The organism is Janthinobacterium sp. EB271-G4-7A (assembly GCF_020858075.1).
In the GTDB taxonomy this organism is placed as follows: Bacteria; Pseudomonadota; Gammaproteobacteria; order Burkholderiales; family Burkholderiaceae_D; genus Janthinobacterium; species Janthinobacterium lividum.
The window spans coordinates 1,069,681-1,090,464 of record NZ_JACYMI010000001.1 but is presented as its reverse complement, the minus strand read 5'-3'; the positions used below and the strand labels follow the sequence as shown (position 1 = coordinate 1,090,464).

The 20,784-nt window shown below is 62.5% G+C and carries 17 protein-coding genes; 9 read left to right on the top strand and 8 right to left on the bottom strand.

Going from position 1 to position 20,784, the window contains the following annotated elements; genetic code table 11:
- Positions 1-11: 11 nt before the first annotated feature.
- Genes IGS58_RS05025 through IGS58_RS05010 form a run of 4 tightly spaced genes read right to left on the bottom strand, consistent with a single transcriptional unit; the run spans position 12 to position 6,474 of the window.
- On the bottom strand, positions 12-2,114 hold the full coding sequence (locus IGS58_RS05025) for a T6SS phospholipase effector Tle1-like catalytic domain-containing protein (protein WP_230520788.1): 2,103 nt from the start codon (positions 2,112-2,114) through the stop codon (positions 12-14).
- Positions 2,111-2,734 carry a DUF3304 domain-containing protein gene (locus IGS58_RS05020; RefSeq protein ID WP_070260465.1) on the bottom strand — a complete coding sequence of 208 codons (624 nt, stop codon included), beginning with the start codon at positions 2,732-2,734 and terminating at the stop codon, positions 2,111-2,113. Before IGS58_RS05020 ends, IGS58_RS05025 begins: the two co-directional genes overlap by 4 nt.
- Complete coding sequence (locus IGS58_RS05015) at positions 2,731-3,642, bottom strand: DUF4123 domain-containing protein (RefSeq protein ID WP_230520787.1); 912 nt, start codon at positions 3,640-3,642, stop codon at positions 2,731-2,733. Before IGS58_RS05015 ends, IGS58_RS05020 begins: the two co-directional genes overlap by 4 nt.
- Positions 3,643-3,675: 33 nt before the next feature.
- Complete coding sequence (locus IGS58_RS05010) at positions 3,676-6,474, bottom strand: type VI secretion system Vgr family protein (protein ID WP_230520786.1); 2,799 nt, start codon at positions 6,472-6,474, stop codon at positions 3,676-3,678.
- Between the two features lie 207 nt (positions 6,475-6,681).
- Between IGS58_RS05010 and tal the strand changes: the two genes are divergently transcribed.
- On the top strand, positions 6,682-7,617 hold the full coding sequence (tal, locus tag IGS58_RS05005) for a transaldolase (protein ID WP_070259318.1): 936 nt from the start codon (positions 6,682-6,684) through the stop codon (positions 7,615-7,617).
- 228 nt (positions 7,618-7,845) lie between these two features.
- Here the strand turns inward: tal and IGS58_RS05000 are convergent, their stop codons facing one another.
- Positions 7,846-8,703, bottom strand: a complete 858-nt coding sequence (locus IGS58_RS05000) for a hypothetical protein (protein WP_230520785.1) — start codon at positions 8,701-8,703, stop codon at positions 7,846-7,848.
- Positions 8,704-8,863: 160 nt separating this feature from the next.
- Here IGS58_RS05000 and IGS58_RS04995 point away from each other — a divergent pair, with 160 nt between their 5' ends.
- From IGS58_RS04995 to IGS58_RS04985, 3 genes are all read left to right on the top strand, one after another.
- Positions 8,864-9,955 carry a patatin-like phospholipase family protein gene (locus tag IGS58_RS04995; protein ID WP_230520784.1) on the top strand — a complete coding sequence of 364 codons (1,092 nt, stop codon included), beginning with the start codon at positions 8,864-8,866 and terminating at the stop codon, positions 9,953-9,955.
- Between the two features lie 122 nt (positions 9,956-10,077).
- Entirely contained in the window at positions 10,078-11,793 is a 1,716-nt protein-coding gene (locus tag IGS58_RS04990) for a methyl-accepting chemotaxis protein (RefSeq protein WP_230520783.1), read from the top strand.
- Positions 11,794-11,923: 130 nt separating this feature from the next.
- On the top strand, positions 11,924-13,111 hold the full coding sequence (locus IGS58_RS04985) for a tetratricopeptide repeat protein (protein ID WP_211547749.1): 1,188 nt from the start codon (positions 11,924-11,926) through the stop codon (positions 13,109-13,111).
- Between the two features lie 14 nt (positions 13,112-13,125).
- Here IGS58_RS04985 and hemW read toward each other — a convergent pair whose 3' ends face one another.
- The 3 genes from hemW to rph form a co-directional block, all read right to left on the bottom strand.
- Entirely contained in the window at positions 13,126-14,400 is a 1,275-nt protein-coding gene (gene hemW / locus IGS58_RS04980) for a radical SAM family heme chaperone HemW (RefSeq protein WP_070259329.1), read from the bottom strand.
- Positions 14,397-14,981, bottom strand: a complete 585-nt coding sequence (gene rdgB, locus IGS58_RS04975; RefSeq protein WP_230520782.1) for an RdgB/HAM1 family non-canonical purine NTP pyrophosphatase — start codon at positions 14,979-14,981, stop codon at positions 14,397-14,399. Before rdgB ends, hemW begins: the two co-directional genes overlap by 4 nt.
- A gap of 138 nt (positions 14,982-15,119) precedes the next feature.
- On the bottom strand, positions 15,120-15,848 hold the full coding sequence (gene rph, locus IGS58_RS04970) for a ribonuclease PH (RefSeq protein ID WP_034787067.1): 729 nt from the start codon (positions 15,846-15,848) through the stop codon (positions 15,120-15,122).
- 301 nt (positions 15,849-16,149) lie between these two features.
- Between rph and IGS58_RS04965 the strand changes: the two genes are divergently transcribed.
- From IGS58_RS04965 to IGS58_RS04945, 5 genes are all read left to right on the top strand, one after another.
- The gene (locus tag IGS58_RS04965; RefSeq protein WP_034787070.1) at positions 16,150-17,040 is read left to right on the top strand and encodes a YicC/YloC family endoribonuclease; all 891 of its coding nucleotides are present in this window, start codon (positions 16,150-16,152) and stop codon (positions 17,038-17,040) included.
- 3 nt (positions 17,041-17,043) lie between these two features.
- Positions 17,044-17,367: a hypothetical protein gene (locus tag IGS58_RS04960; protein ID WP_092608542.1), complete on the top strand. Its 324-nt coding sequence runs from the start codon at positions 17,044-17,046 to the stop codon at positions 17,365-17,367.
- A gap of 138 nt (positions 17,368-17,505) precedes the next feature.
- Positions 17,506-18,144: a guanylate kinase gene (gene gmk, locus IGS58_RS04955; protein WP_080753685.1), complete on the top strand. Its 639-nt coding sequence runs from the start codon at positions 17,506-17,508 to the stop codon at positions 18,142-18,144.
- 59 nt (positions 18,145-18,203) lie between these two features.
- Complete coding sequence (rpoZ, locus tag IGS58_RS04950; RefSeq protein WP_010400723.1) at positions 18,204-18,407, top strand: DNA-directed RNA polymerase subunit omega; 204 nt, start codon at positions 18,204-18,206, stop codon at positions 18,405-18,407.
- Between the two features lie 81 nt (positions 18,408-18,488).
- Positions 18,489-20,771: a RelA/SpoT family protein gene (locus IGS58_RS04945; RefSeq protein ID WP_211547753.1), complete on the top strand. Its 2,283-nt coding sequence runs from the start codon at positions 18,489-18,491 to the stop codon at positions 20,769-20,771.
- Positions 20,772-20,784 lie beyond the last annotated feature (13 nt).

The window sequence follows — 20,784 nt, the reverse complement described above, 5'->3', positions numbered from 1 at the left end:
CTTAGCCTGACTTACACCGTCTTCGCTTGCTCCACTGCATCGGCAGATCTGTGATGGGCCACCGCGATACCGCGCTGTTCCTTGTGCAAAACAGGTAGCATGCCCGCATACTGAGCGCCCGACGGCTTGAAGGTATCCGATCCCATGTAAATTGACCGAAAACGCAAGTAGCCACCTCCCAGGAGTCTGTTCTCGCGTCCGCCCTTGTCCGGCTCGATCGCATCCATTTCATTTTCAGTGCCTTTGACAGCTTTGTATCGCAGCAATTGCTCTTTTTCCTTATTGCTCAAGCTATAGGGATTGGGTTTACCAGGGTCGGCATTCGGTCCGTTCTCCCAGTCACGGGCTCGCTCTTCCTGAGCCACAAGCAATTCCAGCGCGTACCACAAGTCGGGAATGTCTTTCCCCAACGGCTTGAACCACGCGCGCGAGTCATGCACGAATTGTTCAAAAAAATTGTTTACTTCCGCGGGTGGTACTGGCTTGTCCCAAAATTCGGCGATAGGTTCCCATTCAGGATTACGGGGCCGCCCTCTACTGCTGGTCGTGCGCTGATTGGCGCGCCATTTTTCAAAGCTCGCAACCTCTTCTTCCAGCTCCTTGTCCGCCATAGTGAGATCAGTAAAATCGAATTTCCCGCTTTTATAGCTTGTTGCCAGATTCTTGACATTCGGTAAATCTCCCATCTTGCCTAGCATTTTCTTGCGCCACTGTATGTACAGCATGTGCTGGAATTCCATGACCCTATGTAGCCGCAATGATGGCTCGGCGCCTTGCTGCGCATGGCAAAAGCCGATATACGCATTGAAAGTGGCTATTGTGCGCGGATCGATGCGAAAGGCCCGCTTCGTCGCTTCACTGGCCTCTTCCAGCTTCAGCGGCACCCCGGCCAGGCGGGCAGCCCGATACATCGTGGCCAACGTAATGCGCGACATCAAGTCGCCCCCGCTTGGATCTGTGCCGCGCCCTTGTTCTCGCGGCAAATAGCCGCCCCCGATGTCCGAATGAACGCCAGGAAAAACAATTTCCGTGCAATTAGGGGGAATATTGCCCAGGTGAGCAACGGAGTCCAAGGGAAAAGACCGGCGTACTTCATGCGCCGACACCAGATGCAGGCATTTGCTTGGCCCCGGTGATGTGGGTATTCTGAGCGACACTTCGGCGTCGGCCCAGCCGCCATGTCCATCCACCATCCTGTTCGGGAGGGGCACTGAAGCCGCCAAGCCAACCGAAGCGACGGTATCGAACAGGCCCATAAAGTCGAAGGTCACCTCGATAGTGCCAATACTTAACTGGCGAGCCTTGACGCCCTTGCTAGCGGTCAGTTGCGCATCGAGCTTGCATAACCAGATGAACCAGTTGGCAAACGAGCGCGCTTCGGCCGCGCCACGCGAGAAACCGAACATCGACACGAAGATATTGAGCACCTTGCCTTTATTGACGCTTTTCGCCGGCGCATCGGTTGGCACAAATGGCCGCAAATTGCCGTGCAACTTTTGCAGAGCCTGCGTGAAAGCGTTCACCAGCGCCTCTGAAGGCTGCACTTTGCTGGGCAAACTGAGCGTATTGAAGTCCTTTTTAAAGGACTTATCGTCCACCAGTGGAGCATCGGTATAATATCTGTGCACATTATTGAGTGCTTCCACCAATGCCCAGATGATGCGATTTTCTCCCTTGTAGGCAAAGGCCAGGCCACGCGCCCGGTCGCTGGTGAGAGCGCTAAATCCCTCTCCCGTATCACCAACCTCGTCGAAACGTGTTCCCACTCCGGGAACGTAGGTACGAAAGTAACTCTTGTGGTATTTTGCATCCAAGTCCGGCCACGCCTCGCTGCCATGCGTATCTTTATCACCTGGAAATGCATGATACAGGCGCGCCACATTACTATGCGAATGAAAAGCCAGATCCCGTTTCATATTATTATTGGTGCCATCGAAGAAGAAACCGAAAAATAGATTCGCATCGCATGATGGGGGGAATCCTGGGGTGGGGCATTCCCTTTTCCTGACTAAATCACCTAATATTTTTAGTTCTGTCTCATCATCAAAAAACTTAGCTGAATCTGCTGGTTCATTTTTCTCAGCAGAATAAATAGTGGCCAAAAATGCAGTCATGGATGCATTCCCTCAAGGCTCTGGATGAGTTTCTTCTTATACTCAATTACATCCTTTAATTCATCAACTTCAGCAGCCGTCATCTTATGACTATTACGCTCCAATCCTTTTTCCATTGTATCTAACCATTTTTTTTCCAATTCTATTTTTGCCTTACGACGCTCGTCCCGATACTCCTTCGTCGGCACCGGATATCCCTTGATTTTCCCCGGCCACTCCGGCCGGCTCGGTCCGTAATGCGACGCCACAGCTCCCACGCTGCCATCTTCATAGACGATCAGCCAGATATCACCGCCCCTCCCATCCGGATAAGGCGGAATGCTGACCGTCTCGCGATGAAAGGTCGGGTCCGGGGACAACTGATAGACCACCACCACCTTCAAATCCGCATGCCACTTTTCCGGCACGCTGAAACAGCATATCGATCCGCCCTGCCCATATGGACGGATCGAATCGCCACCGCCGCCGCTGTTGGTATTGCCCGGATTTTCAACCGCAATATAATTGACCTCGCGCGAAGAATAATTCAATGCCTGAATACTCGCGGCCATGGCGACGCCGGGTAAACATGCGGCCAGCAAGACACCTCGCCACAGCCACTGCCTGAACAAGATAATCATGACTTTGTCTCCACTGATAAGGTCGGCACATCGACAGAGGATTGCTCTGCCATCCATCGTTCAAACAATGAATCTGGCGTTTGTGCCCGGGCAGGTTCTGCGAGCCAGGACGCAAGTTGCGGCCGCGCTTGCAGACCTGGGTTTTCGAGGCCAAATATGCATACGTCCAATCGATCTGGCGGTGTTTCGAGCCGCGCATGATCGGCACAACCCAGCCAATATTCGACCAGGGCATGGGCCTGTTCTGCAGCATGGGGCTCTAACAAGCGAGGGCTGGTCGCGCGCACCTGGAACAGGATAGCGTCGCCTTCCGCCGCGCGCATCAGTTGAGCGCATTGCTGCTCGCTTAACGATATGCCAACCGCCGCCGGAAGCGCTTCTGCAGGCAAGATCAAATCACCCCAGTCACCGTTGCGCGTGACATATTGCCAATGGTGTGCCGGCCCGCAAAACTGGCCCAGTTGCTGCACCGTCAAGGTCTTGAAAAGTTGCGGCAAAATGCGGGTATCGGCAAACGACAATGCCACCGTATGGTCTGCCGCATCGACGATGCACCATGGCGCCAAGCGGGCTGCCAGTTGATGCAGCGGCTCCGGCGTGACGATTAAGCTGAGCGCCGGATGACCATTGGCTTTCTCAAGCAGCCGTTCCCAAGTAAAGCGACCTGCATCGCAAAACTCAACCAGCAGCGGAGAAACTGTCAACGTTTCTTCATCAGCACATGGCGTACCTGCAAACAACGCCTCATATCGCAGGTGCCGGGCACGCTTAAGCAATGGATAACACGACTCGTCAAAAACGCCATCGATCAGCGCATAAATATACGCCTCGGGAAACTGACGTCGAAACGCCTGCAATCGCGTGTGCAATGACACCTTCCAGTCAGAGGGAAACATATTGATACCCACTTAGTCATGCTCCTCTAACGTTGTTTTGGCTATTCACTCTTCCACCATGGAAAAAGGAGAACCTGATTCGGCGGCGTTAAGCCTGCATCGTTTGCATATGGAACGAGAAAATCTGGGCAATGGATAAGCCAGCCGTGTCGGCCCGACAAAACTCTTCTTGCCTGCAAATACGGTGATCTTGCCCGGACACTGGATGGTGATGTTCCCGCCCTCGACGGTGATGTTGGCGCCCCCCGCCGTCGACAGGCGGATGCTTTTTGCCGCGGCCCAGTCGACATGTGCGTTGGCGCTAACGATATTGACCTCGTCGCGCGCCTGGAGCCGCAAGGTGTCGCCTTGCGCCTGCGCGTCGATGATGCCCTGGGCGGCGATCAGCTGCACCCCGGCATCCCCCTCCCCGGCCTTGACGGCGCCGCCCAACATGCCGATGGCCTGGCCCGTGTGCAGGCGCCACTGGCCGCCGCTGCTCCATTGCGTGTCCTGCCCGCTCATCAGGACGACGCTCTCGCCATTGGCCAGTTGCAGGTCCTGCCCGGCGATCAGGCCCAGGTCAGCCTTGGCGGCAATCGCGATCAGCGAGTCCTTGGTGTGCGGCAACTGTTCATGCATGCCCGCCACGCTGGCCTGCATGGCTTTCAGGGGCGCCGCCTGCTCGTCGAGTTCGCTGGCATTCGGTGCGGTGACGCCCACATGGCTGGCGTAGGCCACCGTTTCGTGCGTTTTGGCGGCAGCGCTGAAGGTGTCGCCCAGCATCACTGCCTGCTTCAATAGCGCGATGCCGCCGGCATTGTCGCCGGCCGGATCGCGCTGCGACGCGTCGTGCCCGAGCAGATAGCTGGTCACCAGCAAGCCTGCCCTGGCGCGCACCACGCCATACGCATCGGTGCGCAGCTCGGCGCCGGCGCCGCGCAGGCTGCCACGGTAATTGTCGGCGCCGTGGATCAGATGGCCCAGGCTCAGCTCGCTGGCCGCATGGCTGCTTTTCAACTGTACCCGGCCCTGGCTGTCGGTATCGTCGAACAGCAGCTGGTTGTAACCGGCCATGCCGCCCGCCTTGCCGAACTCCTTGCTGCGAACTCCCCATTGCGCGCTGGCATTGCGGTGCGCCGCGCTGGCGCCTGCGGCGCCATGCCACAAGGGACTGTTGCCGCCCGCCAGATTACCCTGGCCCGCTACCGCATGATCGTGTGCCGGCTGGAACACGCCAGCGTCACCTGACTCGCCCCCGACGCCGCCCGGGGTCGGTTTGGTGCCGCCCTCGCCCTGTCCGTTGTACAGCGCGCCGATGATGACGGGCCGGTCGATATCGTTTTCCAGGAATTGCACCAGCACTTCCTGGCCGATGCGCGGCAGGAACTGGCTGCCCATGCCGCCGCCGGCCGCGCGCTGCGCCACGCGCACCCAGCAAGTCGCGCCCGTCTCCTGTTGCCAGTGGAAACGGATGCGCACCCGGCCCAGCCTGTCGCAGTAAATTTCATCGGCGCCGCTGGCCACGTCATTGCCATCGGCGCCGACGACGATGGCGCTCTGGCTGCCCAGGGCGGTCCGCGTGGCGTGCTGGCGCGCATCGTTGCCATCCTGCAACGGACGCCACGGCGTGCTTGCGGTGATCATCTCGATGCAGTTGGCGTAACCGCTGGCTTGCGCCTGGGCGATCGCGGCAGCGACATCGGGAAACCCTGCGCCCCACTCTGCCACGGTTTCTTCCAGCAATTCCGGTATCGGGCCGAACAGTTCCGCCAACCCCTCCAGGGCAGGCGCCGGCAGGTTGTTGACACCGATGCTGGCCACGCGCAGCACGACATACTCGGGCGCCGCCCCATCGGCTGGCTGCAACGGTCCCTGCGTCAGGGTAAAGCGCGTGCCGGCGCGCAGGGTGCGCACGGTCGAACGGGCCTGCCACAGCTGGGCGCGCGCTTCATGGGCCTGCATCTGCAACTGGGCGTAGCGCTGCGCCTGGGCGGCGCTGGCGTACCAGTACTGGCCCGGTGTGTCGTAGCTTTCCAGCACCGGCGCGTTCTTGCCGCCAAGCGCGATGTTGGCCGGCACGCTGGCGGTCACGGCCTTTTTCGCCTTGTAGTCATAGCTGAGCACGCTGCTCAGGCCCACCTGCAGACTGCGCCGCGCGCTCAAGGCTTGCACGCTGTCGCCCGGCTCGCCGACGCGCGCGCCATGAAAGCGCAGTCCGCCCGCCTGTGCGCTGCTGGCGTCTTCGGGCGTGGCGCAGGGCTGGCTACTATCGGCGAACAGGACCAGTGTGTGCGCCTCGAAGCGCCAGGCGATGCCCTCTTCCGTCAGCAGGCGGCGCACGAAATCGAAATCCGATTCGCGGTACTGGCAGCAATAGCTGCGTTCGCCCGCGTCCTGCATGAAAGATGCGACCTCGTCGCTCCAGCGCCACAGCGCATCTGGCGCATACGCCTGCAATACCTCGTCGATGATGGCGCTCACGCTCCGATCTTGCCAGACGCGGCTGTTACGCACTTGCGTCAGCAGAAACAACCAAGGCGTGATGCGCAGCCGGTAGCGCGCCAGGCCGCCATTGCTGCCCAGCATGGCCGCTTCGCTGACATAGCCGGAAAACTGCGTGCGCGTACCATCCGCCAGGCTGATATGCAAGGCGGCGGGCTGGCCCAGCAGGGACGCCAGCGCAACATGGGCGCTGGTCGACAAGGCAATGATGTCGCGCGCGCCGACCTCCTGCAGCCCTTCGTCAGCGGCAAAGGCTTCGACCAGCAAGCCGCTGTCCTGGCCATCGTCGCCGATAGCCAATGCATACAGGCGGGCCGCGCCGTTGAAGGCGGCCACTGCGCTAACGATATCTTGTGTCAAAAGATGCTCTTCATCTGGAGTGTGGCATCGCACATTGCTTATCAGAACAGTGTGCAAAATAAACAAGTCCAGGCAATTATGCGCGAGTTCTCAAAAAAGCAAGATTCAATTGAGCAAGTAGCGCACGGGGAAGACATTAGTCGATGCTTGATGCAACGGATTCGGTACAATACTCCGGCAAGCCCATTCACTCTTTCCCGTGCAGCCATGAACCAACTCGAACAACTGAAGCAATTTACTACCGTGGTGGCCGACACCGGCGACTTCCAATCGATCCAGGCTTACACGCCGCGCGATGCGACGACGAATCCGTCGCTGATCCTGAAGGCCGTGCAAAAGGATGAATACAAGCCGCTGCTGGAAAAGGCCGTGCGCGACCATCCGAACGCCTCCACCGCCGAAATCATCGACCGCCTGCTGATCGCGTTTGGCGTGGAAATCCTGCAAACCATCCCCGGCCGCGTCTCCACCGAAGTCGATGCGCGCCTGTCGTTCGACACGGAAGGTACTGTCGCCAAGGGCCGCGACCTGATCGCCCTGTATTCGAACGCCGGCATTCCACGCGAGCGCGTGCTGATCAAGATCGCTTCCACCTGGGAAGGCATCCGCGCCGCCGCCACCCTGGAAAAGGAAGGCATCCGCTGCAACATGACCCTGCTGTTCTCGCTGGCCCAGGCCATCGCCTGCGCCGAAGCGGGCGCGCAGCTCATTTCTCCGTTCGTCGGCCGCATCTACGACTGGTACAAGAAATCGACGGGTATCGACTATGTGGGCGCGGAAGATCCGGGCGTGCAATCGGTCCGCCGCATCTACAACTACTACCGCAAGTTCGGCTACAAGACCGAGGTGATGGGCGCGAGCTTCCGCAACACGTCGCAAATCCTCGAACTGGCCGGCTGCGACCTGCTCACCATCAGCCCCGACCTGCTGCAAAAGCTGGCCGACAGCGATGCGCCGGTGGAGCGCAAGCTGAGCGCCGAAGCGGCGCCATCGACCAACATCGTACAAATGTCGCTGAACGAGGAAGCCTTCCGCTTCATGATGAATGAGGACGCGATGGCGACGGAAAAACTGGCTGAAGGCATCCGCGCCTTCTGCGTCGATTCCGGCAAGCTGAAACAGATGATCTCGGCACTGCGCTAAGAGCCTATCCCGGTAGGGAGCGTCTTCTGCTGGCAGCACATCAGGAGCGCGGACAAGGCGTGAGGAGGACGCGTGGCGAGCCACGCGACGACGATCAACGCAGTCCCCGCTTCTGAGGCGCGCCAGCGGGGGATGTATTCATCTACCGGGATAGGCTCTAGGCACGACGTGCATAAAAAAAGCGGCGCCCGTGCAATGCACGGCGCCGCTTTTTTCATGCCCGCGTGATCAGGAACAGCGGAAGGTGGCCACGCCCTGGTAATTGGCGCCATTCGCCATGACCACCTTGTAGCCGCCCGTGACGAGATAGGTTCCCGTGCCGCCGTCACCCAGCGCCAGCAGCATGCCCGAGCTGCCGCCCAGGAAGCCACCGCTGATGACCGTCATGTCCGGCGTATTGATCGTGCCGGTGCCGCTGGCCTTGCCGGTGCTGCCGCCAGCCGTGGCATCGACCGTCATGGCCAGTGCGGCGCCCGCCGCGCCGAAGGACAAGGTGGCGCTGCCGCTGGCCGTGCCGAAATAGCCATCCTGCTGCACGCTGCTGCCGCCCGTATAGCTGGGCGCCGTGAACTTGCCCGCATCGCATTGGAAGGCGCCGGTGAAGGGCAAGGCCGCCACCGTGTTGTAGACGCTGTAATGGGCGCTGGCATTGTTGCCGCTCATGACCGTGCTGCCGCTGCTGCGCGTGATGGTGCCGGTGAACCAGCGCCCCTGCGCAAATGCCGCGTCGCCGCTGATGTCGCGCGTGATGGCGGGTGTGCCGCCGAAGCTGGCGCCCGATATCTCGCTCAAGGCGCCGGAACTGTCTTGCGCCACGCTGCCCAAGGTACCGTAGGCCTGATTGGCAACGGCCAGCAGCAGGTAGCGCGGGCTCAGTCCCTTCGCAAACGGCGCGCTGATGCTGCCCGTGTCGCTGCCGGAGGGCAGCGGGGTGACTGGCGTTACCGGGGCGACTGGATTGACTGGCTGGGCCGGATTCACGGCAACCTGGGCATCGGAGGAGGAAGAGCCGCCGCCGCAGGCACTGAGGGTGGCAGCCAGCAAGACTGGCAGAACAAGGAAGGAAGCGCAGATTGGTTTTTTCATGTATCTCTTATCAGTCAAAAAAAGGCAAGGACGGCACGCTTGCAAAGCATCTTTAGTTTTCAAATAATATTGCTTTTTCCTCTCAACTGTCGCACGCCTGCCACCTTCCTTTGGCGCGGCATGACGCTACAATAGGCAATCGCCACCAGCCGCCACGCGCATGTCCTTCCCCCTGCCTACTTCGTCCGCCATCACCATCCGCCTGGGCCGCCGCGCCCGGGCGCGCATCGCCGACAACGGCTTGCGCGCGCTTGACGTCGCCATCGTCCCTGCTGCCGCAGGCGGGCCAAAAGGCTTGATCCTGCACCAGCTCGATTGCTGGCTGTTCGGCGACTTCCTGGCCCAGGCGCCACGCCCGCGCCATTTCGTCGGCGCCTCGATCGGCGCCTGGCGCATGGCCGCCGCCGTGTTCCCCGACCCGGTGGCCGCGCAGCGCCGCCTGGTGCGCGAATACGTGGGCCAGCGCTATCCCGACAAGCCCGATGCGGCGCACGTCAGCCGCACCTGCCGCGCCCTGCTCGACGCGGTCCTCGATGGCCAGGATGCACAGCTGCTGCGGAACGAACGCCATAGCCTGTCGGTGCTGGCCGTGCGCGGCATCGGCGCGCTGGCGCAGCCGGGCAAATGGCGCGACCGGCGCGGCTTCCTGCTGGCCGCCGCAGGCAATGCCGTGGCACGGGCGCACTTGGCCGCCTCGCTGGAACGCGCGGTGTTCCATGCGGGGCCGGACGGCGCCAGCTGGCTGCGCTCGCGCTTCGACGCCTTTCATTCGCATTTCGTGCCCCTGGCGCAAGAGAACCTGCGCGACGCGCTGCTGGCCTCCGGCTCCATCCCGCTGGTGCTCGACGCCGTGACGGACATCGCCGGCGCGCCGCCCGGGCGCTACTGGGACGGCGGCCTGGTCGACTACCATCTGCACCTGCCCTACCAGCGCGAACCGGACCTGGTGCTGTACCCGCATTTTGCCGACCATATCGTGCCGGGCTGGCTGGACAAGGCCATGCCCTGGCGCCGCGCGCGCAGCGGCGATAGCGCACTCGACAACATGATCCTCGTCTCGCCCTCGCCCGCCTTCGTGGCCAGCTTGCCGAATGGCAAACTGCCGGACCGGCGCGACTTCCCCCATTACGGGCAAGACCACGCGGCGCGCATGCGCGACTGGCGCCGCGCCATCGCGGAAAGCGAGCGCATGGCGGCCGCCTTCGCCCGCTGGGCCGAGCAGCCGGACCTGCGCCAGGCGCTCGATCTGTAGCAAGGGCGAGACTGCAACACGCGCAAAAACAAGCGCGCTTTTCCCTCGCCTATTGGTCACTTATCAGTGCATACTATGTCGCACAGGCAACCTTCAATCCCTCTGCGACAGGAGTTTCAACCATGCACGCCCTCTCCCACCTTCGTATCGGCACGCGCCTGGCTGCAGGCTTCGCGCTGGTGCTGCTGCTGTCCGTGATCTCCACCTCGTACGCGCTGTACAGCGCCCATGTGAATGCCGAAGCGACGCGGCAAATGATGGAAAAACCGCTGGCCAAGGAACGCCTGGTATCGGACTGGTACGTGCTGATCTACTCGGCCATCGCGCGTACCTCGATGATCGCCAAAAGCACGGATGAAACCTTGTCGAGCGTGTTTGCCGACACCATCGCCGACAGCACGAAACAGGGCAGCGAACTGCTGAAGAAGATCGAGGCGCTGCTCGACAGCGATGAAGAAAAAGCCATCTTCAAGTCGTCCATCGCCGAACGCGTCAAGTACCAGGATGCCAAGACCCTGGTGATGAATGCGCGCAAGGCCGGCAACGCGGCGCAGGCGGAAAGCGCCTACCGCGACAGCTTCGCGCCGGCCGCCGCCAAATACCAGAACAACGTCAAGGCCCTGCTGTCGCAGCAGCGCCAGGCCATCGACGCCACGGCGCAAGCGATCGAGGAAGCCAACGGGCGCAGCTTCACCCTGCTGCTGACCTTGTGCGCGCTGGTGGTGGCGCTGGGCAGCGTCTGTGCCTGGCTGATCACGCGCTCGATCACGCAGCCATTGAAGGCCGCCGTGAAGGTGGCTGAAACGGTGGCCGACGGCGACTTGCGCACGCATTTCGGCACGCCCGCCAGCGATGAAATCGGCGACCTGATGCGCGCGCTGCACGGCATGAACGAGGCGCTGCGCAAGGTGGTGTCGGAAGTGCAGACGGGCACCAATGCAATTGCCACGGCCTCCGGCGAAATCGCCGCCGGCAACCAGGATCTGTCGGCGCGCACGGAGCAGCAAGCCAGTTCGCTGGAAGAGACGGCGTCGTCGATGGAGGAATTGACCAGCACCGTCAAGCAGAATGCGGACAATGCGCGGCAGGCCAACCAGATGGCGGTGGCCGCTTCCGGCGTGGCCGAACGGGGCGGCAGCATCGTCAGCCAGGTGGTCGACACCATGGGCGCCATCGACACGGCATCGACGAAAATCGTCGACATCATCGGCGTCATCGACGGCATCGCCTTCCAGACGAATATCCTGGCCTTGAACGCAGCCGTCGAAGCGGCGCGCGCCGGCGAGCAGGGGCGCGGCTTTGCCGTCGTCGCCACGGAAGTGCGCAGCCTGGCGCAACGCTCGGCCGCGGCGGCGCGCGAAATCAAGACCCTGATCGGCGACTCGGTGGAACAGGTCAACAATGGCACGCGGCTGGTACATCAGGCCGGCAGCACCATGAACGAAGTGGTCGACAGCGTACGCCGCGTCACCGACATCATGGCCGAAATCACCGCCGCCAGCGCCGAGCAAAGCATGGGCATCGACCAGGTCAACCAGGCCATCGCGCAGATGGACCAGGTGACGCAGCAAAATGCGGCCCTGGTGGAGGAAGCGGCGGCAGCGGCCGAAAGCATGCAGGACCAGGCCGCGCGCCTGGCGCAGGTGGCGGCCGGCTTCCAGCTCGAACACATGGCGACAAAGGCGCCGGTACGCGCCGCGCGGCTGGCGCCCACCCAGCTGGCCAAGCCGGCGGCCAGGAGCGCCGCCAAGCAGCCAGCCATCGCGGCCAGGAGCGCGCCTGCTGCGCGCAAGCCCCAGGCGCAGGTGGCTGGCGAGCAGGATTGGGAAGAGTTTTAAGACTGGCAACAGGGCCAGTCAAAAGGGTTTGACAGCGCCGTGGCGCGCGAGGATACTTGTTTCAGGTGGCAGGGCGCACCACCGGCAGCAATACGTGTTGCGCCTGACATCGTTCTGCGGGAGCACGAACATGAAATGTATCCGCCGCGTCAGCGCACAACTGCGCCTGGGCCTCCTGTCCCCCTTGCTGCTGTGTGCAGCCCTTGCCGGCTGCGCCACGGCACCCGCCACCCCGCCTCCGCCCGACCTTTTCAACGATGCCAGCTTTGCCGCGCCGGCCGTGCCGGTCGACCCGCGGCAGGCGTTTGCCATGAGCGACGCCATGCGGCAGTATGTGCGCGTCGATATCGCGCGCGAGGGGCGCAGCAAGAATCCCCGCCGCGCGCTGGCCGATGCCTTGCGCAACAGGGCCGGGCTGCAGCTTGAATATGATGCCGCCATGACGCGCACGGCGGCACAGGCGTTCGATGCGCGCAGCGGCAATTGCCTGTCGCTGGTGCTGATGACGGCCGCGCTGGCCAAGGAAATGGGACTCAATGTGCACTACCAGCTGGTTCTGGGAGAAGAGAGCTGGAGCCGCAGCGGCGGCATGTATTTCGTCGCCGGCCACGTCAACCTCGCGCTGGAACGCCGTGCCGCCGGCAATACCGTCGGCTACGAGGCCGACGCCATCATGCTCATCGACTTCCTGCCTGGCGAAGACCTTGCCGGCCAGCGCACGCTGCAAATCAGCGAGGCGACCATCCTGGCCATGTACCTCAACAATCGCGCCGCCGAAACCATGGCCAGCGGCGAGCTCGATCAAGCCTACTGGTATGCGCGCGCCGCCATCCTGCAAGACCCCACGTTTGCGGGCGCCTTCAATACGCTGGGCATCATCCAGCTGCGCCACGGCGACATCGAGCCGGCGCGGCGCACGCTCGCTTACGCACTGGAACGCTCGCCATCGAATACCGTGCTGCTGTCGAACCTGGCGCAGGCACTCGACGGCCTGGGGCGCGCGAACGAAGCGCAGCTGCTAAGGCGCAAATTGCTGGCCCTGCAGCCGGAACCTCCGTTCCACTTCTTCAACCTGGGCCAGCGCGCCATGGAGGCCGCCGACTATCAGGAAGCGGCGCGCCTGTTCAAGCGCGAGATCGCGCGCGACCCGTACTACCATGAATTCCACTTCTGGCTGGCGCAGGCATATGCGCGCATGGGACAACTTTCGCAGGCGGGCAGGCAACTGGAACTGGCGATGGACAACAGCACCACGCGCAGCGAGCACGGGCTGTACGCGGCCAAGCTGCAGCGCCTGCGCGCCGCCACCGCGCACTAGCGCATCAGACCGCGTCAGTCTTCCAGGAACATCTGCTGCAGGTCGTTCAGGAAGCACAACCCCCGCTCCGTCGGGCGGATGACCTGGTGGTCGCGGTACAGCAAGCCTTTCGCTTCGGCCGCGTTCAGCGGCTGCTCGATGGCGTTGATGGCCAGGCCCGTGCGCTCGGCGAACAGGTTCGGTGTAAAGCCCTGCGTCAGGCGCAGGGTATTCAACATGAACTCGAAACCCATCTCCTCGCGCGCCAGTTCGCGCTCTTCCTGCACCGGCTTACCGGCCAGTACCGCGTCCATGTAGGCGCGCGGCTGCTTGTAGCGGGCCTGGCGCAGCACGCGGTGCGGGAACGAAATCTTCGAGTGGGCGCCCGCGCCGATGCCCAGGTAGTCGCCGAATTCCCAGTAATTGCGGTTGTGCTTAGCCTGGCGGCCCGGCTGCGCATAGGCCGACACTTCATAGCGGCCGTAACCGGCCTGCGCGGCGCGCGCGGCCACCATGTCGGCGATGTCGGCGCTCTCGTCGTCGTCCGGCAGCACGGGCGGATACTTGGCGAACAGGGTGTTTGGTTCGAGCGTCAGGTGGTACAGCGACAAGTGCGGCGGCGCGAACGACAGCGCCGTTTCCAGGTCCTGCTGCGCCTCGGCCAGGGTTTGCGTGGGCAGCGCGTACATCAGGTCGAGGTTGAAATTGTCGAAATTGGCGTGCGCGATGTCCACCGCGCGGCGCGCCTCGTTGTCGTCGTGGATACGCCCCAGCGCCTGCAGGTGGCGGCCATTGAAGCTCTGGATGCCAATCGACAGGCGGTTGATGCCGCTGGCCCGGTAGGACTTGAATTTTTCCGCTTCAAAGGTACCCGGATTGGCTTCCATGGTGATTTCGCAGTCGGGCTCCAATGGCAGCAAGGTGCGCACGTCCGACATCAGCCGGTCCAGGCCCGCCGCCGACATCAGGCTGGGCGTGCCGCCGCCGATGAAGATGGTGTGGATCTTGCGGCCCCAGATCAGCGGCAGCGCCATTTCCAGGTCCAGCCGCAGGGCCGCCAGGTATTCCCCTTCCGGCAAGTCGCCGCGCACCTCGTGCGAATTGAAATCGCAGTACGGGCATTTTTTCACGCACCACGGGAAATGGATGTACAGCGACAGCGGCGGCAGTGCCGTCAGATTCAGCGCGCCCGGCTGCAGGTATTTCAGGGCCGCCCCGGCCGCGCCGGAAATGCCTTCCTGCGGCGCGGGAGCGGCTCCCGCCCTGGCTGCCGGCTTGGCGGCGGCGCCCACCAGTTTGATCGGGATCATCGCAGTTTTTCCACCAGCGCGCGCAGGGCCTGGCCACGGTGCGACAGCGCGTTCTTTTCATCGGACGTCAATTCGGCCGCGCACTTGCCCAGCGCGGGGAGGAAGAAATGCGGATCGTAGCCGAAGCCGCCGTTGCCGCGCGGCGTAGCAATCATCTCGCCATTCCAGCGGCCGTCGGCGATCACCGGCTGCGGGTCGTCCGCATGGCGCACATACACCAGCACGCAGTAGTAGTACGCGGACTTGTCGGCATGCGCTTCCAGGTCGGCGATCAGCTTGACGCTGTTGGCCGCATCCGATTTCGGCTCGCCGGCATAGCGGGCCGAATACACGCCCGGCGCGCCACCGAGCGCATTGACGCATACGCCCGAATCGTCGGCCAGCGCCGGCAAGCCCGTCAGGCGCGACGCATGGCGCGCCTTTTGCAGGGCGTTTTCAACGAAGGTGTGGAATGGTTCGTCGCTTTCCGGCACGGCGTACTCGCCCTGGGCGTGGACGGAAAAACCGATGGTCGAGAGCAGCTCGTTGAATTCCTTGAGCTTGCCGGCGTTATTGGAGGCGAGGATGAGGCGTTGGGTCATGTCAGTAGTCCGGTTGAAGTGCCGACATTGTAAACCTTTTGCGCCCCCCTCACCCTGGCCTGCCGCTGCCGCAAAAAGCGGCAGCCGTGGGCTTTTTGCCCGGCGTGGCGGGCAACAGGATGTAAATCTATGTAAAGATCAGATCCCCAATGCCTGCTTCTGCAGGGCGATGAGGTCGGCGATGCCGCCCTGCGCCAGGTCCAGCAGACGGTTCATGCCGGCGCGGTCGAACGCGGCGCCTTCGGCCGTGCCCTGCACTTCGATGAAGTGGCCCGCCTCCGTCATGACCACGTTCATGTCCGTGTCGCAGCCCGAGTCTTCCACGTAGTCCAGGTCCAGCACCGGCATGCCCTGGTAGACGCCGACCGAGATGGCGGCCACAAAGCTTTTCACGGGAATGGCGGCAATCGCGCCGCGTGCCTGCAACTGGGAAAACGCGTCATACGCGGCCACCATGGCGCCCGTGATCGAGGCCGTGCGGGTGCCGCCATCAGCCTGGATGACGTCGCAATCGAGGTGCAGGGTGCGCTCGCCGAACGCCTGCAAATCGAAGGCGGCGCGCAGCGAGCGGCCGATCAGGCGCTGGATTTCCTGCGTGCGGCCGGACTGCTTGCCGCGCGCCGCTTCGCGGTCCATGCGCGTGTGCGTCGAGCGTGGCAGCATGCCGTACTCGGCCGTCAACCAGCCCTGGCCCTTGCCTTTCAGGAAACCCGGCACCTTGTCTTCGATGCTGGCGGTGCAGATGACCTTGGTGTCGCCGCACTCGATCAGCACCGAGCCTTCGGCATGCTTGGTGTACTGGCGGGTGATGCGGATGGCGCGCAGCGCGTCGACGGCGCGGCCGCTCGGGCGGGATTCAAATGTCATGGGATGTCCTGTGTGATTGGGGTTGCGGCAGCGATTTTACCACCGCGCGCCCGTCTATTTGCAGTCATGCAACAGCGCAAGACGCAATGGCAGGCGGCGCACACATGATCCCTACAATCCTGCCCCGCCAAACACAATTTTCTTTACAATGCCGTAAAACGCACACTATTCAGCAATTTTCAGGCCATCGTGCTCTTCGGTCCTGTTTTGCGGCGCGGGCGGTATTGCCTGCGCTGGCTGATTAAGTGTATAAGTGACTGTATACAAGATCAAATCGGGGAATCCTTTGAGCATTTCAAGCATGACAGGCTACGCGGTTGCCACCAGCGAAGGTGCTGCAGGCACACTGACAATTGAAATCAAGAGCGTCAACTCGCGCTTTCTCGACCTGCAATTCCGGATCAACGACGATCTGCGGGCCCTGGAGCCAGACTTGCGCGCCGCTGTCATGTCCGCCATCACGCGCGGCAAAGTCGAGGTACGCCTGAGCTTTGGCCGCAAGGCCGCGACGGCAGGCACGCAGGCCCTGAACCTGCCCCTGCTGGCCGAACTGGCGCGCCTGCAAAACGAAGTAGGCCAGCATTTTGTCTCCGCCCCCGTCATGACGGTGGCCGAACTGCTGCGCTGGCCTGGCATCATCGAAGAAGCGCAAGTGGGGCAGGAGTCCTTGCAGGCGGACGTGGGCGCACTGACCAAGCGCACCGTGGCGGCCTTCGTCGACAGCCGCAAGCGCGAAGGCGCGGCGCTCGAAGCGGTGCTGGTGTCGCGCATCGAAGCGATGGAAGCCATCGTCAAGCGCATCACGCCATTGATACCGCAAGTGGTGGCGGCCTTCCAGCAAAAAGCCATCGAACGCATGCAGGATGCGCTGGGCCTGGCCAGCCAGGGCTCGAATTCGGCCCTGTCGCGCCAGGACGCCATGGAACGCATCCGCCAGGAAGTCATCCTGTACGGCATCCGCATCGACGTGTCGGAAGAACTGGCACGCCTGTCGGCGCACCTGGGCGAAACGCGCCACATCCTCACCAAGGGCGGGCAAGTAGGCAAGCGCCTCGACTTCATGATGCAGGAACTCAATCGCGAAGCCAATACGCTGGGCGCCAAGGCGTCCGTCAAGGAGCTGGCCGACGCCTCGATGGACTTGAAGCTGCTGATCGAGCAGATGCGCGAACAAGTGCAGAACCTGGAGTAAGCCATGGCCACGCCACGCACAGGGACATTCGCCGCCTTGCTGGCGCTGCTGGCGGCCGGAGCGCAGGCGCAAACGGCGCAGTTGCCGTCGCCATATGCGATCGAAAGCTGCACGGCCGGCTGTTTTGCCCTCAAGGAGCGCGGCGCATCCATCTACACGGGCGCCGATGCCGCCTCCTACCGCATCTGCTCGCGCAGCAGCCTGGGCGCGGAAGTGTCGGTCGACAGCACGGTCGTGCGCATCAGCAACCGCGACTGTACAGATGTGAATGGCCGGGCCATCGTCCTGAACACGGGCGAAATCACGCTGGGACGGCTGCCCCGCTGAAACGCCCCGGCCAGCTTGATTTTTTACCATGTCGCCAGCGGGGGCTGGCCCGCCGCCTTGCCTCTTGGTAAAATACCGGATTGGGCGGCGCCCGTGCAAGCGCAAACGCCGCCATCACACGCATATGGAAAGATCCGCATGAGCCACCCTACCGCCTTCTCCGGCAGCCTGTTCGTGGTCGCCGCGCCATCGGGCGCCGGCAAATCGACACTGGTCAATGCATTGCTGGCGCAAGAGCCCGGCATCAAATTGTCGATCTCGACCACCACGCGCGCCCCCCGTCCGGGCGAGCAGCACGGCCGCGAGTACTATTTCACGACGGCGGAAGACTTTGTCGCGCGCGCCGACCAGGGCGAATTCCTGGAATGGGCGGAAGTCCATGGCAATTACTACGGCACCTCGCGCATCATGGTGGAACAGCAAATGGCCGCCGGCACCGACATCCTGCTGGAAATCGACTGGCAAGGCGCGCGCCAGGTGCGCAAGCAATTCCCCCGCGCGGCCGGCATTTTCATCCTGCCGCCATCGATCGATGCCCTGGAAGAACGCTTGAACAAGCGCGGCCAGGACGAGCCACACGTGATCACGCGCCGCCTGCTGGCGGCTGGCGGCGAAATCGCACACGCTCCCGAGTTCGAGTATGTTATTATCAATGAAGAGTTTACGGTCGCTTTGTCCGAACTGAGCGCGATCGTGAGAGCGGCCCGTTGCCGGTTTGCGCAACAAGCGGCCCGCAACGCATCGCTATTCGCCCAGCTGGGCCTGCACGCAGAGTAATTAGTCTGCACGCCAGTTCACACAGCGCCCCGCACCACGCATAAAATTTAGGAGTTACTATGGCCCGTATCACAATCGAAGATTGCCTGAAGCAGATCCCTAACCGTTTCCAGCTGACCCTGGCTGCGACTTATCGCGCACGTCAGTTGTTGCAAGGCCACACCCCAAAGGTGGAAGCCAAGGACAAGCCTACCGTTGTCGCACTGCGTGAAATCGCTGCCGGTAAAGTCGGCATCGAAATGCTGAAAAAGGTCCCGATGTAGTGGGAAGCCGCGTGCCGGAACAGTGCTGACCCCTGGTTCTACCGTATCCTTTATTCACACTGTGAAGCAACGCGACGTTTTATGAGTCTGACCCCAGCCGACACGACTTCCGCAGCACTGCCGTCCCTGGCCTCGCGCCAGGCGGCAAAATCGCAGGGCGCTTCCGCGCCCGGCACCGGCACGTCCGGCAGCAACACCCCCGCAGCACCGCCAGCGCCCGCCTTGGGCGTGGCCTCCGTTAGCCACCTGGCCGACAAGCTGGCCGAATACCTTTCCCCTGCCGACCTGAAAAAAGTCAAGGAAGCCTACCGCTTCTCCGACGAAATGCACCTGGGCCAGATGCGCCGCTCGGGCGAGCCGTATATCTCGCATCCGATCGCCGTCGCCGAAATCTGCGCCGACTGGAAGCTCGACGCGCAAGCCATCATGGCCGCCCTGCTGCATGACGTGATGGAAGACCAGGACGTCAAGAAGGATGAATTGATCGAGCGCTTCGGCGCACCCGTGGCGCACCTGGTCGACGGCCTGTCGAAGCTGGAAAAGATCGAATTCCAGAGCCAGATCGAAGCACAGGCGGAAAACTTCCGCAAGATGCTGCTGGCCATGGCGTCCGACGTGCGCGTGATCCTCATCAAGCTGGCCGACCGCCTGCACAATATGCGCACGCTGGATTTCATGACGGCGGCAAAAAAGCGCCGCATCGCCAGCGAGACCATGGAAGTGTACGTGCCGATCGCGCATCGCCTCGGCCTGAACAATATTTACCACGAGCTGCAGGACCTGTCGTTCTCGCACCTGTACCCGATGCGCTACCGCACCCTGGCGAAAGCCGTCAAGGCGGCGCGCGGCAACCGGCGCGAAGTGGTCAACAAGATCATGGAAGCGGTGAAAAGCACCTTGTCCATGGCCGAGCTCGATGCCGACGTCACGGGCCGCGAAAAGACCCTGTACGACATCTATAAGAAGATGCGCAGCAAGCATTTGTCGTTCTCGCAAGTGCTGGACGTGTACGGCTTCCGCGTGGTGGTCGGCAGCTTTGCCGACTGTTACGTGACCCTGGGCACCCTGCACAGCCTGTACAAGCCCATGCCGGGCAAGTTCAAGGATTACATCGCGATTCGCAAGCTGAACGGCTACCAGTCGCTGCACACGACCGTCATCGGCCCCTACGGCACGCCCGTCGAATTCCAGATCCGCACCCAGGAAATGCACCGCACGGCCGAATCCGGCGTAGCGGCGCATTGGCTGTACAAGAGCGGCGAATCGAACCCGTCCGATCTGCAGCAGCGCACCCATGCGTGGCTGCAATCCTTGCTCGACATCCAGCAGCAGACGGGCGACTCGGCCGAATTCCTCGAACACGTCAAGGTCGACCTGTTCCCCGATTCCGTCTACGTATTTACGCCGAAGTCGAAGATCATCGCCCTGCCGCGCGGCGCCACGGCCATCGACTTCGCCTACTCGATCCATACGGGCATCGGCGACCAGACCGTGGCCGTCAAGATCAACAACGAAACCTCGCCCCTGCGCACCGAGCTGCACAATGGCGACATTGTCGAGATCATCACCGATTCCTCGTCGCGCCCCAGCCCGACCTGGCTGTCATTCGTGCGTACAGGCAAGGCCCGTTCGGCCATCCGCCACCATTTGCGCACGATCAACCTGCCCGAATCGATCGCCCTCGGCCAGCAATTGCTGTCGCAGGCGCTGCACACCCTGAACATCGACGCCGACCTGCCGGCGCCATTGATCGAACGCCTGCTCAACGAATCGAGCGCCAATTCCATGGACGAGCTGTACGCGGACATCGGCATCGGCAAGCGCATGGCCACCCTGGTGGCGCGCCATATCTTCGGCCTGATCGGCGGCGAAGCGGCCAGCATGCCGGTGGAACACAATAGCGGCAGCGAGCTCGACCCCGTCACCATCTGCGGCAGCGAAGGCGTTTCGGTACAGCTGGCGCCATGCTGCCTGCCGATCCCGGGCGACCAGATCATCGGCCAGCTGCGCCGCGACCAGGGGCTGCTGGTACACACGAGCGACTGCTCGCAAGCGAAGCGCCAGCGCGCCAAGGAACCGGACCGCTGGATCGCCGTGCGCTGGGGAACCGAACTGAACCGTCGCTTCGACTGCCGCATCAAGGTGCTGATCAACAGCGAACGGGGCATCCTCGCCCGCGTGGCCGCCGAAATCGGCGAGTCCGACGCCAACATCATCTATGTCGGCATGGACGAAGACAAGGACAACGTCCTCGACCAGCTGCGCTTCACCGTGCAAGTCAAGGACAGGGTCCACCTGGCCGCCCTGCTGCGCAATGTGCGCCGCGTCGCCGGGGTCAACCGCATCCTGCGCGAACGTAACTGATGCACGCGGCAAA